Origin of the sequence: Streptosporangium sp. G11 (genome assembly GCF_051192615.1) — a bacterium.
GTDB lineage: Bacteria > Actinomycetota > Actinomycetes > Streptosporangiales > Streptosporangiaceae > Streptosporangium.
The window spans coordinates 109,612-124,153 of the sequence record NZ_JBPJUQ010000004.1 but is presented as its reverse complement, the minus strand read 5'-3'; the positions used below and the strand labels follow the sequence as shown (position 1 = coordinate 124,153).

At 70.6% G+C, this 14,542-nt stretch carries 14 protein-coding genes; 12 read left to right on the top strand and 2 right to left on the bottom strand.

Going from position 1 to position 14,542, the window contains the following annotated elements; all coding sequences use genetic code 11:
* Window positions 1-26: 26 nt before the first annotated feature.
* The 11 genes from carA to metK all read left to right on the top strand — a co-directional run bounded on the left by carA (window position 27) and on the right by metK (window position 12,066).
* Window positions 27-1,271, top strand: coding sequence for a glutamine-hydrolyzing carbamoyl-phosphate synthase small subunit (gene carA, locus ACSDR0_RS05860; RefSeq protein WP_435287694.1), 1,245 nt, complete (start codon window positions 27-29; stop codon window positions 1,269-1,271).
* Window positions 1,264-4,560 carry a carbamoyl-phosphate synthase large subunit gene (gene carB, locus ACSDR0_RS05855; RefSeq protein WP_435287693.1) on the top strand — a complete coding sequence of 1,099 codons (3,297 nt, stop codon included), beginning with the start codon at window positions 1,264-1,266 and terminating at the stop codon, window positions 4,558-4,560. Before carA ends, carB begins: the two co-directional genes overlap by 8 nt.
* Window positions 4,561-4,609: 49 nt before the next feature.
* Entirely contained in the window at window positions 4,610-5,461 is an 852-nt protein-coding gene (locus tag ACSDR0_RS05850) for a dihydroorotate dehydrogenase electron transfer subunit (RefSeq protein WP_435287872.1), read from the top strand.
* A complete protein-coding gene (locus tag ACSDR0_RS05845) occupies window positions 5,451-6,425 on the top strand; it encodes a dihydroorotate dehydrogenase (RefSeq protein WP_329092979.1) in 975 nt (324 codons plus the stop codon). Before ACSDR0_RS05850 ends, ACSDR0_RS05845 begins: the two co-directional genes overlap by 11 nt.
* Entirely contained in the window at window positions 6,422-7,135 is a 714-nt protein-coding gene (gene pyrF / locus ACSDR0_RS05840) for an orotidine-5'-phosphate decarboxylase (RefSeq protein ID WP_435287692.1), read from the top strand. The genes ACSDR0_RS05845 and pyrF overlap by 4 nt, the downstream gene beginning before the upstream one ends.
* A 430-nt stretch (window positions 7,136-7,565) precedes the next feature.
* The gene (gene mihF, locus ACSDR0_RS05835) at window positions 7,566-7,889 is read left to right on the top strand and encodes an integration host factor, actinobacterial type (RefSeq protein ID WP_030909986.1); all 324 of its coding nucleotides are present in this window, start codon (window positions 7,566-7,568) and stop codon (window positions 7,887-7,889) included.
* A 194-nt stretch (window positions 7,890-8,083) separates the two neighbouring features.
* The gene (gene gmk / locus ACSDR0_RS05830; RefSeq protein WP_435287871.1) at window positions 8,084-8,656 is read left to right on the top strand and encodes a guanylate kinase; all 573 of its coding nucleotides are present in this window, start codon (window positions 8,084-8,086) and stop codon (window positions 8,654-8,656) included.
* A gap of 12 nt (window positions 8,657-8,668) precedes the next feature.
* Window positions 8,669-8,932: a DNA-directed RNA polymerase subunit omega gene (gene rpoZ, locus ACSDR0_RS05825; protein ID WP_030909981.1), complete on the top strand. Its 264-nt coding sequence runs from the start codon at window positions 8,669-8,671 to the stop codon at window positions 8,930-8,932.
* An 8-nt stretch (window positions 8,933-8,940) separates the two neighbouring features.
* Complete coding sequence (coaBC, locus tag ACSDR0_RS05820) at window positions 8,941-10,173, top strand: bifunctional phosphopantothenoylcysteine decarboxylase/phosphopantothenate--cysteine ligase CoaBC (RefSeq protein ID WP_435287691.1); 1,233 nt, start codon at window positions 8,941-8,943, stop codon at window positions 10,171-10,173.
* A gap of 79 nt (window positions 10,174-10,252) precedes the next feature.
* Window positions 10,253-10,621 (top strand): hypothetical protein, encoded by a 369-nt coding sequence (locus ACSDR0_RS05815; protein WP_329092992.1) that lies wholly within the window; start codon window positions 10,253-10,255, stop codon window positions 10,619-10,621.
* Between the two features lie 257 nt (window positions 10,622-10,878).
* Window positions 10,879-12,066, top strand: a complete 1,188-nt coding sequence (gene metK / locus ACSDR0_RS05810) for a methionine adenosyltransferase (protein WP_435287690.1) — start codon at window positions 10,879-10,881, stop codon at window positions 12,064-12,066.
* A gap of 126 nt (window positions 12,067-12,192) precedes the next feature.
* On the opposite strand, the gene ACSDR0_RS05805 is transcribed toward metK, so the two are convergent.
* Window positions 12,193-12,432, bottom strand: coding sequence for a hypothetical protein (locus ACSDR0_RS05805; protein ID WP_435287689.1), 240 nt, complete (start codon window positions 12,430-12,432; stop codon window positions 12,193-12,195).
* Complete coding sequence (locus tag ACSDR0_RS05800; protein ID WP_435287688.1) at window positions 12,429-12,710, bottom strand: hypothetical protein; 282 nt, start codon at window positions 12,708-12,710, stop codon at window positions 12,429-12,431. Before ACSDR0_RS05800 ends, ACSDR0_RS05805 begins: the two co-directional genes overlap by 4 nt.
* 239 nt (window positions 12,711-12,949) lie before the next feature.
* Between ACSDR0_RS05800 and ACSDR0_RS05795 the strand changes: the two genes are divergently transcribed.
* Window positions 12,950-14,536 (top strand): hypothetical protein, encoded by a 1,587-nt coding sequence (locus tag ACSDR0_RS05795; protein WP_435287687.1) that lies wholly within the window; start codon window positions 12,950-12,952, stop codon window positions 14,534-14,536.
* Window positions 14,537-14,542 lie beyond the last annotated feature (6 nt).

Below are 14,542 nucleotides of genomic sequence, written 5' to 3'. Positions count from 1 at the left end.
GTAACCGAGATGATCGGGGTGTGTGAGTGACCGCAGTGCTAGTGCTGGAAGACGGACGCGTCTTCCACGGGACCCCTTACGGCGCCGAGGGCGAGACCTTCGGCGAGATGGTCTTCAACACGGGGATGACCGGCTACCAGGAGACGCTGACCGACCCGTCGTACCACCGCCAGATCGTCGCGATGACCGCGCCCCACATCGGGAACACCGGGATCAACGACGAGGATCCGGAGTCGTCGCGGGTGTGGGTGGCCGGATACGTGGTCCGCGAGCCCGCCCGGGTGGCCTCCAACTGGCGGTCCAACCGCTCCCTGGACGACTACCTCAAGGAGCAGGGCGTCGTCGGCATCGCCATCACCGGCACCCGCGCCCTGACCCGCCACCTGCGGGAGCGGGGGGCGATGCGGGCCGGGGTCTTCTCCGGCGGGGCCCTGGCGCCGGTCGAGGAGCTGCTGGAGCGGGTGCTGAGCAGCCCCGCGATGGAGGGCGCCGACCTGGCCGGGGAGGTCTCCACCCCCAAGCCGTACGTCGTGCCCGCGATCGGCCCCAGGCGGTTCACCGTGGCCGCCGTCGACCTCGGCATCAAGGCGATGACGCCGCACCGGCTGGCCGAGCGCGGCTGCGAGGTGCACGTGCTGCCCGCCTCCGTCACCGTCGAGGAGATCCTCGCGATCGGTCCCGACGGGGTGTTCTTCTCCAACGGCCCCGGCGACCCCGCCACCGCCGACGGGCCGGTCGAGGCGCTTCGCGGCGTCCTCGACGCGGGCGTCCCGTTCTTCGGCATCTGCTTTGGCAACCAGCTCTTCGGGCGGGCGCTGGGGCTGGGCACCTACAAGCTGCGCTACGGCCACCGGGGCGTCAACCAGCCGGTGCAGCACCGGGGCACCGGCAAGGTGGAGATCTCCGCGCACAACCACGGCTTCGCGGTACGGGCGCCGCTGGAGGGCACGTTCGACACGCCGTACGGACCGGCGGAGGTCAGCCACGTCAACCTCAACGACGACTGCGTCGAGGGGCTGCGGCTGCTGGACCGCCCGGCGTTCAGCGTCCAGTACCACCCCGAGGCCGCGGCGGGCCCGCACGACTCGGCCGGACTGTTCGACGACTTCTGCGCGTTGATGGCGGTCGAGCGGGGAACGGTCAGCGAGGTGAGCGCTAACACGACCGCGACCGTGAGTGCGGGGCTGTCGAGGGGACGAGCGGGCGAAGTGGCCGGCGAGGAGCCGAGCGCGATCATGAGTACGAGCACGGAGGGAAGCAAGGGTGCCTAAGCGCACGGACATCCAGTCGATCATGGTGATCGGCTCAGGGCCGATCGTGATCGGCCAGGCCTGCGAGTTCGACTATTCGGGCACCCAGGCCTGCCGAGTGCTGCGCGCCGAGGGCTTCCGCGTGATCCTCGTCAACAGCAACCCGGCGACGATCATGACCGACCCCGAGTTCGCGGACGCCACCTACGTCGAGCCCATCACCCCCGACATCGTCGAGAAGATCATCGCCAAGGAGCGGCCCGACGCGCTGCTGCCCACCCTGGGCGGGCAGACCGCGCTGAACACCGCGATCTCCCTGTACGAGGCCGGGGTCCTGGAACGCTACGAGGTCGAGCTGATCGGCGCCGACGTCGACGCCATCCAGGCCGGCGAGAACCGCGAGCTGTTCAAGGGCATCGTGGCCAAGGTCGCCGCCGAGCACGGCCTCAACGCCGAGTCGGCCCGCTCGTTCGTCTGCCACACCATGGACGAGTGCGTGGCCGCCGCGGGCGAGCTGGGCTACCCGCTGGTGGCGCGGCCCTCCTTCACCATGGGCGGGGTCGGCTCCGGCTTCGCCCACGACGAGGAGGAGCTGCGCCGCATCGCCGGGGCGGGCCTCGACGCCTCGCCGACCACCGAGGTGCTCCTGGAGGAGTCCATCCTCGGCTGGAAGGAGTACGAGCTGGAGGTCATGCGCGACCGGGCCGACAACGTGGTGATCGTCTGCTCGATCGAGAACATCGACCCGATGGGCGTGCACACCGGCGACAGCGTCACCGTGGCCCCCGCGCTGACGCTGACCGACCGTGAATACCAGAACATGCGCGACGTGGCCATCGCGGTCATCCGCGAGGTCGGCGTCGACACCGGCGGCTGCAACATCCAGTTCGCCGTCGACCCGCTCACCGGCCGCATGGTCGTCATCGAGATGAACCCCCGCGTCTCGCGCTCCTCGGCGCTCGCGTCCAAGGCCACCGGCTTCCCGATCGCGAAGATCGCCGCCAAGCTGGCCATCGGCTACACCCTGGACGAGATCCCCAACGACATCACGAAGGAGACCCCGGCGTCGTTCGAGCCCTCGCTCGACTACATCGTGGTCAAGGTGCCGAGGTTCGCGTTCGAGAAGTTCGCCGGGGCCGACCAGACCCTGACCACCCACATGAAGTCGGTGGGCGAGGCCATGGCGATCGGGCGGTCCTTCCCCGAGGCCCTGCAGAAGGCGCTGCGCTCCCTGGAGAAGAAGGGCGCCTCCTTCACCTGGGCCGGGGAGCCGGGCGCCAAGGACGAGCTCCTGGACGCCTGCCGCGTCCCGCACGACGGGCGCCTGTTCACCATGCAGCAGGCCATCCGCGCCGGGGCCACGATCGGGGAGCTGTCGGAGGCCACCTCCGTCGACCCCTGGTTCCTCGACCAGCTCATGGCGATCGACGAGGTGGCCGCCGAGCTGCGCGAGGCGCCGCAGCTGACCGCCGAGGTGCTGACCCGGGTCAAGCGGTACGGCTTCAGCGACGCGCAGATCGCCGAGCTGCGCGGCATGACCGAGCCGAGGGTGCGCGACCTGCGCCACGCGCTCGGCGTCCGCCCGGTCTACAACACCGTCGACACCTGCGCCGCCGAGTTCGCCGCCCAGACCCCCTACCTGTACTCCACCTACGACGAGGAGACCGAGGTCCCCTACGGGGATCGCCCCAAGGTCCTCATCCTCGGCTCGGGGCCCAACAGGATCGGCCAGGGCATCGAGTTCGACTACGCGTGCGTGCACGCCTCCTTCGAGCTGTCGGCGGCCGGATACGAGACCGTCATGGTCAACTGCAACCCCGAGACGGTCTCCACCGACTACGACACCTCCGACCGCCTCTACTTCGAGCCGCTCACCCTGGAGGACGTCCTGGAGGTCGTCCACGCCGAGCAGCAGACCGGTCCCGTGGTGGGCGTCATCGTCCAGCTCGGCGGCCAGACCCCGCTGGGCCTGGCCCAGTCGCTCAAGGACGCCGGGGTCCCCATCGTCGGCACCTCGCCCGAGTCGATCCACCTCGCCGAGGAGCGCGGCGCGTTCGGCAGGGTCCTCGCCGAGGCGGGCCTGCCCGCGCCCAAGCACGGCGTCGCGGTGACGGAGGACGAGGCGCTGGCCATCGCCGCGGAGATCGGCTACCCGGTGCTGGTGCGCCCCTCCTACGTGCTGGGCGGCGCCGGCATGGCCATCGTCTACGACGACGACACCCTGGCCTCCTACATGGCCAAGGCGGGCGCGGCCAGCGACCACCCGGTGCTGGTGGACAAGTTCCTCGACGAGGCCGTGGAGATCGACGTCGACGCCCTGTTCGACGGCGAGGAGCTCTACCTCGGCGGCGTGATGGAGCACATCGAGGAGGCCGGCATCCACTCCGGCGACTCGGCGTGCTCGCTGCCGCCGATGACGCTGGGCGGCTACGACATCAAGCGCATCCGCGCCGCCACCGAGGCCATCGCCAGGGGAGTGGGCGTGCGCGGCCTGCTCAACGTGCAGTACGCCATGTCCGCCAACATCCTGTACGTGCTGGAGGCCAACCCCCGGGCCAGCCGTACGGTCCCGTTCGTCTCCAAGGCCACGGCGGTGCCGCTGGCCAAGGCGGCGGCCAGGGTGATGATGGGCGCCACGGTGGCCGGGCTGCGCGCCGAGGGCCTGCTGCCCGCGACCGGCGACGGCGGCACCATGCCGCTGGACGCGCCCATCGCGGTCAAGGAGGCCGTGCTGCCGTTCAACCGCTTCCGCGGCGTGGACATCGTGCTCAGCCCCGAGATGCGCTCCACCGGCGAGGTCATGGGCATCGACGAGTTCTTCGGCACCGCCTACGCCAAGTCGCAGGCCGCCGCGTACGGCTCGCTGCCCACCAAGGGCCGGGCGTTCGTCTCGGTGGCCAACCGTGACAAACGCGCCATGATCTTCCCGGTCAAGGCCCTCGCCGACCTCGGCTTCGAGATCCTCGCCACCGAGGGCACCGCCGAAGTACTGCGCCGCAACGGCGTCCATGCCAAGATCGTGCGCAAGCACAGCGAGGGGACCGGCCCCGAGGGCGAGCAGACCATCGTCCGGCGCATCCTGGACGGGGAGGTGGACCTCATCGTCAACACCCCCTTCGGCAGTCCCGGCCAGTCGGGGCCGCGCCTGGACGGCTACGAGATCCGCACCGCGGCGGTGCTGCGCGCCATCCCCTGCATCACCACCGTCCAGGGGCTCGCCGCGGCCGTACAGGGCATCCAGGCGATCGTCCGTGGCGACATCGGCGTACGGTCCCTCCAGGAGCACGCGAAGCGTTTGCGGAGCGGCTGAGGAGCGGGCCGGTGCCTTAGCGGAGGTGAGGGAGACGCCTGTTACCCCGGTGCAGGTGACCGGCACGGTGCTGACGACGCGCCGCGTCGACGCCTACCATGCGCTGACCGTGGTGGCGCCCGGCATCGCCGAGCGCTTCCGGCCCGGTCACTTCGTCGGGGTGGCCGTCGGCGGGGCGCAGACGTCGATGCTGACGCGCCGCGCCTTCTTCGTCCACGACGTCAAGCCCGACTACGGGGGCACGGTCGAGTTCGTCTTCTCCGTGCGCGGGCCCGGCACGGCCTGGCTGGCCGAGCGCCGTGCCCGCGACACCCTCGACCTGGTGGGCCCGCTCGGCCGCCCGTTCCCGCTGCCCAGAGACCCGGTGACCTGCGTCCTGGTCGGCGCCGAGCACGGCTCGGCGACGCTGTTCACCGTGGCCGACGCCCTCCAGGGGCGTGGCTGCCGCGTCGACTTCGTCCTCGGCGCGGTCTCCGCCGACCGGGTGTTCGGCGCCCTGCGCGCCAGGAGGATGGGGGAGACCACCACGCTGACCACCGAGGACGGCTCCCTGGGCATGCGCGGGCGGGTGACCGACGTGCTGCCCGGAGTGATCGCCGACGTGCGGGCCGACGCCGTCTACGCCTGCGGCCCGATGGCGATGCTGCGCGGCGTCACCACGGTGGCGGTCGAGTTCGACATCCCCGTCCAGGTGGCCGTCGAGGAGGGGATGGCGTGCGGGATCGGCGTGTGCATGACGTGCGTGCTGCCGGTCATCGGGGACGACGGTGTAACCCGGATGGTGCGCTCGTGCGTCGAAGGACCGGTCTTCAGGGGCGAGCGCGTCCGCTTCGACGACGTCGGCACGATCCCGTTCGACGCGCTGGGAGCACCCGGTGGGGGAACGCGGAATGCCGGTTGACATGCGGACGTACCTGGGGCACGTGGAGCTGGTCAACCCCGTCACCACGGCCGCCGGGTGCGCGGCCTCGGGCTCCGAGCTCGCCCAGTTCTTCGACCTGGCCAGGATCGGCGCGCTGACCACCCGGTCGATCACGATGGCCCCCAGGGCGGGCCGTCCGACCCCCAGGATGGCCGAGACGCCCTCGGGCATGCTCAACGCCGTCGGGCTCCAGGGGCCGGGCGTGGACGCCTTCCTGGAGCGCGAGCTGCCCTGGCTGTCCCAGCGGGGCGTGCGGACCGTGGTGTCCATCGGCGGCGGCACCGTGGCCGAGTACACCGCGCTGGCCCGCAGGCTCACCGACGCGCCCGGCGTCACCGCCGTGGAGGTCAACCTGTCCTGCCCCAACATCGAGGACCGCGGCAGGGTCTTCGCCCGCGACGGGGCCGCCTCCGCCGAGGTGATCGCCTCGGTGCGCTCGGTCATGCGCTACGACGTTCCCGTGGTGGCCAAGCTCTCCCCGGACGTCGTGGACATCGTGAGCGTCGCCCGCGCGTGCGTGGACGGCGGCGCCGACGCGCTCTCGATGATCAACAACCCGCTGGGCATGAGCATCGACACCGAGGCCATGCGGCCCGCCCTCGCCGCGGTCACCGGCGGCCTGTCGGGACCGGCCATCCGGCCGCTGGCCGTACGCTGCGTGTGGCAGGTCCACGCGGCCCTGCCCAGCGTGCCCATCATCGGCATGGGCGGCGTGCTGACCGGCAGGGACGCCTTCGAGCTCATCCTCGCCGGCGCCTGCGTCGTCGCCGTGGGGACGGCGCTGTTCCACGACCCCTACGCCTGCCTGCGCATCCTCCGCGAGCTGGAGGAGCTTCTGGCGGCCCGGGGGTTCCACCGGCTGGCCGACGCGGTCGGGCTGGCCCACCGCCCGCCGGGGGCGTCCACCCGGCACCGGATAGATCTTGAGGAGAGTTCCCTGTGAGGCCCGCACCCATCGCCGTCGCCCTGGACGCGCCAGACCTCGAGACCGCGGCCCACTGGGCGAGCCTGGTGACCCCGCACGTCACCACCGTCAAGGTCGGGCTGGAACTCTATCTCCGCTACGGCCCCGACGTGATCGCCTCCGTCCGCGGGGCGAGCGGAGTGCGGGTCTTCCTCGACCTGAAGCTCCACGACATCCCCAACACCGTCGCGGGTGCCGCCAGGGCCGTGGCCCGGCTCAAGCCCGCCATCCTGACCGTGCACGCCACCGGCGGTCCCGCGATGATCCGGGCGGCCGTGGAGGCCATGCCCCACACCCAGATCGCGGCGGTGACGTTGCTCACCTCGCTCTCGGAGGCCGACCTGGACCAGATGGGCGTCAACGGCCCCGCGGAGGACGCCGTGCGCCGCCTGTCGGCTCTGGCCGTCGCCGCGGGCGCCCAGGCCCTCGTCTGCTCGCCGCGCGAGGTCGCCGCGGTGCGCGCCGAGGTCGGGCCCGACATCACCCTCATCACCCCCGGCGTCCGTCCCGCGGGCGCCGCGAGTCAGGACCAGGCAAGAGTAGCGACTCCCGAGCAGGCGCTGGCCGACGGGGCGGACCTCCTCGTGATCGGCCGCCCGATCACCGGCTCCGCCGACCCGGGCGCGACGGCCGCGGGCATCGCCGCCGCCCTCCGGCGGACCTCCGCCGCGACGGGGCGCCTCGCGTGACGGGGGCGCCTCGTGTGACGGGGCGCCTCGCGTGGCGCGGCGCGGGGGACGCGTCGGGTCTCATGTGTGGCGCGGCGCGGGGGGACGTATCGGGTCTCATGCGTGACGCGCGGCGGGGAAACACGTTGGATCTCACGCGTGACGCGGCGCGGGAAACGCGCCGGGCGTCGCGTGTTGGATAACGCCGGGAACCACCCGGTTTCGCGTGTGAGGGGACGCTCGAAACCGCCGGGCGTCGCGTGTGGGACAACCCCTGAAAACTCGGCGTTGAGAGCAGTTTCATCGACGCAGAGCGACATTGTGAGCACGCAAAGTCACGAAGTAGATTTTCTAGGGGGATAAAGTGGCCTTGACGTTGCTTGAAGCGCCATGACCAGCTAGTTTCCCTTCCCGTCCGAGTACATCGACAGGAAATTCGAGGTGACCCGGCGTGGCTCTTCCTCCCCTTACCCCTGAGCAGCGCGCCGCAGCCCTAGAGAAGGCTGCCAAGGCCCGCCGAGAGCGTGCCGAGGTGAAGAACCGCCTGAAGCACGGTGCGGTCTCTCTGGCTGAGGTGCTCAAAGACGGGCAGGCCGACGACGTCATCGGCAAGATGAAGGTTTCGGCCCTTCTTGAGTCGCTTCCCGGCGTGGGCAAGGTCCGCGCCAAGCAGCTCATGGAGCGGCTTGGAATCGCAGAGTCCCGCCGCGTGCGGGGCCTGGGTACGAACCAGCGAGCTTCGCTCGAGCGTGAGTTCGGCGGGGCCGAGAGCTAATCTCGGTTCATACGACCACGCTCGCCCCGCATGGGGGACGGCATTACGGGGGGTTTGGAGTGACCGGAACGTCGTGGTCCGACGAGAGTCGGACTCCGGAGGCAACCGCCGAGGGCGGGGCCGGTCGCTCCACATCCTCGGCCGGAAGTCCGGAGGGGGCGCGAGCCTTCCCCGGACTCCCGGCCGGTAAGCGCCTGACGGTCCTGTCCGGGCCGTCGGGCGTCGGCAAGTCCACGGTCGTCGCCGAGCTTCGGCGGGCACACCCTGAGGTGTGGCTGTCGGTCTCGGTGACCACCAGGAAACCCCGTCCGGGGGAGACCCACGGCGTCGAATACTTCTTCGCCGACGACGAGGAGTTCGACCGCCTCGCCGCCTCGGGCGAGCTGCTGGAATGGGCCGAGTTCGCCGGCAACCGGTACGGAACCCCGCGCGGCCCCGTGATCGAGAAGCTCGACGCCGGGGTGCCCACGCTGCTGGAGATCGACCTCCAGGGCGCCAGGCAGGTCCGCGCGACCATGCCCGAGGCCCTGCTGGTCTTCCTGGCCCCCCCGACCTGGGGAGAGCTGGAGAAGCGCCTGCGCGGCCGGGGCACCGAGCCCGAGGACGTCATCGCCCGCCGCCTGGCGGCCGGCCGGATCGAGATGGCGGCCGAGCAGGAATTCGATTTGACACTCGTCAACACGTCCGTCCAGGGCGTATGCCATCGGCTGATAGCCTTATTGGCTGATGCTCCCGAGGATTCGCACCTCGGACGTTCACCTAGCTAGGGGAAATCACACGTGGCAACCAGCGCCGCCTACTCCGAAGGCATCACCAACCCGTCGATCGACGCCCTGCTCGACATCGTCGACAGCAAGTACAGTCTCGTGATCTTCGGCTCCAAGCGGGCGCGTCAGATCAACGCCTACTACTCCCAGCTCGGCGAGGGCCTGCTCGAGTACGTCGGCCCGCTCGTCGAGACCCACGCGCAGGAGAAGCCGCTGTCCATCGCGCTGCGCGAGGTCAGCGAGGGCCTGCTGACCTCCGAGCCGATCGAGGGCTGAACCACCTCGTGCGGACCCCCGAAGAAGCCGGGCCCCCCGGCAGGCCCAGGGTCGTCCTCGGTGTGAGCGCGGGCATCGCCGCCTACAAGGCGTGCGAGCTGCTGCGCCTGTTCACCGAGTCGGGCCACGACGTGCGCGTGGTCCCGACCAGGGACGCGCTGCGCTTCGTCGGCGAGCCGACCTGGGCGGCGCTGTCCGGCAACCCGGTCGCGACCGACGTCTGGGAGTCCGTGCACGAGGTGCCGCACGTCCGCATCGGGCAGGGCGCCGACCTGGTGGTCGTCGCGCCGGCCACCGCCGACGTGCTCGCCAAGGCCGCCCACGGGCTGGCGGGCGACCTGCTGACCAACACCCTGCTCACCGCGCGCTGCCCGGTGGTGTTCGCCCCGGCGATGCACACCGAGATGTGGGAGCACCCCGCGACCCGCGCCAACGTGGCCACGCTCCGCGAGCGCGGTTCGATCGTCGTCGACCCCGCGGTGGGCCGCCTGACCGGTGCCGACACCGGCCCCGGCCGCCTGCCCGACCCGAGGGAGATCTTCGAGGTCTGCCGCGCGGTTCTCGCGGGCCGCCCCGCCGACCTGGCGGGCCGCCGCCTGGTGATCTCCGCCGGGGGCACCCGCGAGGCCATCGACCCGGTCCGCTTCATCGGCAACCGCTCCTCGGGCCTGCAGGGCTACGCGCTGGCGCGCACGGCCGTCGCCCGCGGCGCCGAGGTCACCCTGGTGGCCGCCAACGTCGGCCTGCCCGACCCGGCGGGGGCCAGGGTCGTCCGGGTCGAGTCGGCTCTGGAGCTGCGCGCCGCCGTGCTCGACGCGGTGGAGGGCGCCGACGCCGTGGTCATGGCCGCCGCCGTCGCCGACTTCCGGCCCTCGGCGCGGAGCGGATCGAAGATCAAGAAGACCGCCGGCGAGCCCGACGCCATCCATCTCACGAAAAATCCGGACATTCTGGCGGAGCTGGGTGAGCGGCGCCGTGAGGGTCTCAAGCCGTACCCGCGGGTGATCGCGGGATTCGCGGCCGAGACCGATGACGTCCTCGCCAACGGTCGGGCGAAGCTCGCCCGCAAGGGCTGCGATCTGCTCGTCGTCAACCAGGTCGGCGACGGCCTCGCCTTCGGCACGCCCGACAACGCGGCCGTGATCCTGGTGGCCGGCGGGGAACAGGTCGACATCCCGCGCGGCCCCAAGGAGGCCCTCGCCGACAGGGTCTGGGATCTCGTCGCCGCGCGCCTGGCCTGACCCCTTGCCGTGGACCACCTCCCGGCGGATACTGCCTCCGAGATGACCTGCAATGTCGCGGCTGGGAGGGGTTCCGATCATGCCGGTCGCCGCCGCCGTCAGGGCTCGATGCCGGGCGTTGCTCCCCCCGGGTGAGGAGATCCACTACGTCCTGCCGGCGCTCTCGGTGGGGACCCCGGGCATGGCGACCTTCCTCATCGTGGTCACCGACCGCACCATCTGTGTGATGTCCACCAAGTTCTTCGACCGCGACGCGCCGACCTCGGTGTACGCCACCCACTCCCGGCGCACCCGGCTCGGCCCGCTGGAGTTCTCCGCGGGCGCGGCCATCGAGCTCGGCGGCATGGTGTTCGAGATCGACGAGGAGTACGCCGCGGTGGTCGCGGCGGCCGACGCCGAGGTCTTCGCCCCCGAGACGCTCCCACCAGATCCGCTGCCCGATTTGTGAGCTAAATCCGTTTTGGTGTGGTTCCTTCTCGTGCCGCGATCGAGCCCTCCTCGCGTCGCGGTCGCAGGCGATTCCACCCCGGATTTCCGCGCGCCACGGCCCTTTTCCGCGCGCGACCTGAGACTTTAGAGTGGCATGATCTGAGACGATTTCACGGCTCCACATCAGGTGGGGCTAGAATTCGCCGGAGCGCTACTGGTGTCCGCCGACGCCAGAGCCCCCAGACGCCAGCAGCCGCTGCATGAGGAGCCACTGACTTGTCCCGTCGCCTGTTCACCTCCGAGTCGGTCACAGAGGGCCACCCGGACAAGATCGCCGACCAGATCAGTGACGCGATTCTCGACGCCATGCTCAAGGGTGACCCCAAGAGCCGCGTCGCGGTCGAGACGCTGATCACCACCGGTCAGGTCCACGTCGCCGGAGAGGTGACGACGGAGACCTACGTCGACATTCCCGGTCTCATCCGGGAGAAGATCCTCGAGATCGGTTACGACGCCTCGCACAAGGGCTTCGACGGCGCCTCCTGTGGCGTGTCGGTGTCCATCGGCGCGCAGTCGCCCGACATCGCCCAGGGCGTCGACGACGCCTACGAGAACCGCGAAGGCGAGGCCGGCGACGAGTTCGACCGCCAGGGCGCCGGTGACCAGGGGCTGATGTTCGGCTACGCCTGCCGCGAGACCCCCGAGCTGATGCCGCTGCCGATCCAGCTGGCGCACCGCCTCGCCGAGCGCCTGTCGCAGGTCCGCAAGGACGGTACGGTGCCCTACCTGCGCCCCGACGGCAAGACCCAGGTCACCGTCGAGTACGAGGGCGACACGCCCGTCCGGCTCGACACCGTGGTGGTCTCCACCCAGCACGCGGCCGAGATCGACCTCAAGGAGATGCTCGCTCCCGACATCAAGGAGCACGTGGTCGACCCGGTCCTGGCCGGCCTGGAGATCACCACCGAGGGCTACCGCCTCCTGGTCAACCCGACCGGCCGCTTCGAGATCGGCGGCCCCATGGGCGACGCCGGGCTGACCGGTCGCAAGATCATCGTCGACACCTACGGCGGCATGTCCCGCCACGGCGGCGGCGCCTTCTCCGGCAAGGACCCGTCCAAGGTCGACCGCTCGGCCGCCTACGCCATGCGCTGGGTCGCCAAGAACATCGTGGCCGCCGGTCTGGCCGACCGCGCCGAGGTCCAGGTCGCCTACGCCATCGGCAAGGCGCACCCGGTCGGCGTGTTCGTCGAGACCTTCGGCACCGAGAAGACCGACGTCGAGAAGATCCAGCAGGCCGTGCTGGAGGTCTTCGACCTGCGCCCGGCCGCGATCATCCGCGACCTCGACCTGCTCCGCCCGATCTACTCGGCCACCTCCGCGTACGGCCACTTCGGCCGGGACGGCTTCTCCTGGGAGTCCACCGATCGCGCCGACGCCCTGCGCAGCGCCGCCGGTCTCTGACCCGCACCGCTTTCCCTGCGGCCCCCGCGAGTTCTTTCGCGGGGGCCGTTCGCGTTCCCCGCTCCGTCCCGCCCGGCGGGATGCCGGGCGGGACCGTCCCGGTCGCGGGGGTACGTCGCCGACGGTTTAAAGACTGCGACGGCCCGCCGGTTTCGTGTGTCGTACGCCGGCGTCATGTCCTTGGGATGCGGGGAGTCTCTCGCCGGTGAACTGGGCCCAGACGGCGTGGCCGTGGGCTTGGCTGCCGTGGCAGCCGACCCGGGAGGCCAGGGCGGTGACAAGGGGGAGGCCCCGGCCGCTCTCGTCGAGGAGGGCGGAGCAGGTGAGGGCGGGGACGGGCCCCTGGCCGGAATCGTAGACCGTCACGCGGGTGCTCTCGGGTTTGCGGACGACTTCCACGATGAATGTGCCGTACCGCTTCCCGCTGGCGGTGTGCGGACGGCGTTGGCGGCGAGTTCGGCGACGACCTGCTCCGCGTCCTGGCCGAAGGGGGAGTCGGTCAGGAGGAACCGGACGAAGCGTCGGGCCTCGGGAACCTGGGAGGGGCGGCCGGGGAAGGTTCGCCGCCAGGTCATGCCACCGGGGCGGAGCCGGACCATCGCGTCGATCAACTCCGGGGCCACGCCGTCGTGGGTAGCGGTCATGTGGTCTCTCCTGGTCGGCGGAAGTCGTCAATCGTCAGGAGAACGGCGGCCCGGCCTCTCTGGGCGGTGAACCTCCGGGTGGCCGCCGAGGGGATACCCCGCACATATCATCTCTGACCTGCGAGAACGTGCCATCTGGCAGGCGAGGATCCCCACTTCCCTGCAGGCCTGTCATTTTCTGTGACCATCTGAATACGATCCGTGTGTGTTCGGGAAAGGGTTCGAGCGAGGGAGTGACGATGCCCGGAGAGGGATATCGGATCCTGCTGGGATGCAGGCGGCGCAGCGAGGCCCTGCGTGCTTGTTCCCTCACGTTCGACCAGATCGCCGGTGTGTTCGCCCTGGATCACGCGGTCAGCCCGCTGCGCCTGTACCGCTACGCCCATGGCCGCACGGCGGGTGACGTGGTGGCCGCCTACAACGACCTCGACCCGGCGGGCACCGCCACCCTGCGGGTCCCGCGCTTCTACGACTACGAGGCATGGCCGCAGGCCGGGCGACGTCCCAGCGCCGGGGCGGTCGCCATCCTCGCCCGCGTCTACCAGACCACGGCGCGGCGTCTGCTCACCGACGAGATGTACGCCTCCTACGGAGTACGGGACCGGGACCTGCTCGACCAGGCCGACCATCGTCACCTCGACGCGAACCACTCTCGCCAGGTGTCCGCATCGGCCGTCCCGGGCACCAAGGGAACGAAGGCACTTCCCCCACTCGTTCCCGCGCCCGCGCCCGCCCGCTGTGCCGACCTGCTGCGCGCGGTCGGCGCAGAGGAGGCCGACGTGAAACGCCGCGAGCTGCTCTTCGAACTGGCCCTGCTGCTGGGCGGGGCGCCGGCCCTGGGCCTGCTACGCCACCTCACCCCGCCGGAACGGGAACGCCTGGCCGCGGCCGCCCGGCACCAGGGCCCGATCGACGCGGCCACCATCGACGTGCTGGAACGACTCACCGCCCACCTGTGGACCATGGACGAATCATCGGGCCCCCAGCAGGTCCTGCCGGTCGCCGAGGCCAAGCGTGCCATGGTCGACGACCTTCTCAAGCGGGGCTCCCTCGCTCCGGCCCTGCGCGAGCGCCTGCTCCGCGTCTACTGGAGCCTGAGCCACATGACGGGCTGGTGTCACTTTGATCTGCTGGATTATGCCGGGGCTGCCCGTCGGTACGAAGAGGGGCTGGCTGCGGCGCATGAGCTGAATGCTCCCGTTCTCCTCGCGCATATGCACGGGTTGCTGGCTGATATGGCGCTCCACCAGGGAAGGCCCACGGTCGCCATGGGCCATGTCTTCGCGGCTGACGGCTGGGCCAAGAGCAGCGGTAACCGCCTGCAGCAGGCGGCGACCTTTCTTGTTGTCGCCCGCGTGCTCTCGAGGACGAGGTCAGACGATGAGGGTCTCCGCGTACTAGACCGTGCCGTCTCACTGGCGGGCAGGAATCAGGAGGCCAGCAATCTTCGACACCTCTTCTGGTGTAACTCGGACCGTGTCGCACGTCATGCCGTTTTCTGTCTGGTCGGGCTCAAACAGCCCGATCGAGCGATCAGCGCGGCGGATCCGATCATGGTGGAGATGGGGTCCGGCTCGAATCGGTCCGGCTGGAATCGAGAGCGGGGCATCCTGACTCTCGAATACGCGACCGCGCTGATTCAAAAGCGAGAGGTCCCAGCGGCCACCATCATGATCGGTGAGGCCGCCCAAATCACCGTGCGACACAGCTCCGCCAGGCTCATTCACTCCGTACGGCAGGCCCGTGTCCGGCTCACGCCATGGGAGGACAACAAACATGTTCAGGACCTGGACGAGAGACTGCGCTCACTGGCCATCTCGGTTTGACGCGTT

Excerpts from the sequence above, each read along its gene's own strand:
- ACSDR0_RS05815 (WP_329092992.1), top strand. The coding sequence starts at position 10,253 with ATGCCGGTCGCCGCCGCCGTCAGGGCTCGATGCCGGGCGTTGCTCCCC.
- ACSDR0_RS05795 (WP_435287687.1), top strand. The coding sequence starts at position 12,950 with ATGCCCGGAGAGGGATATCGGATCCTGCTGGGATGCAGGCGGCGCAGC.
- ACSDR0_RS05845 (WP_329092979.1), top strand. The coding sequence starts at position 5,451 with ATGCCGGTTGACATGCGGACGTACCTGGGGCACGTGGAGCTGGTCAAC.
- ACSDR0_RS05800 (WP_435287688.1), bottom strand. The coding sequence starts at position 12,710 with ATGACCGCTACCCACGACGGCGTGGCCCCGGAGTTGATCGACGCGATG.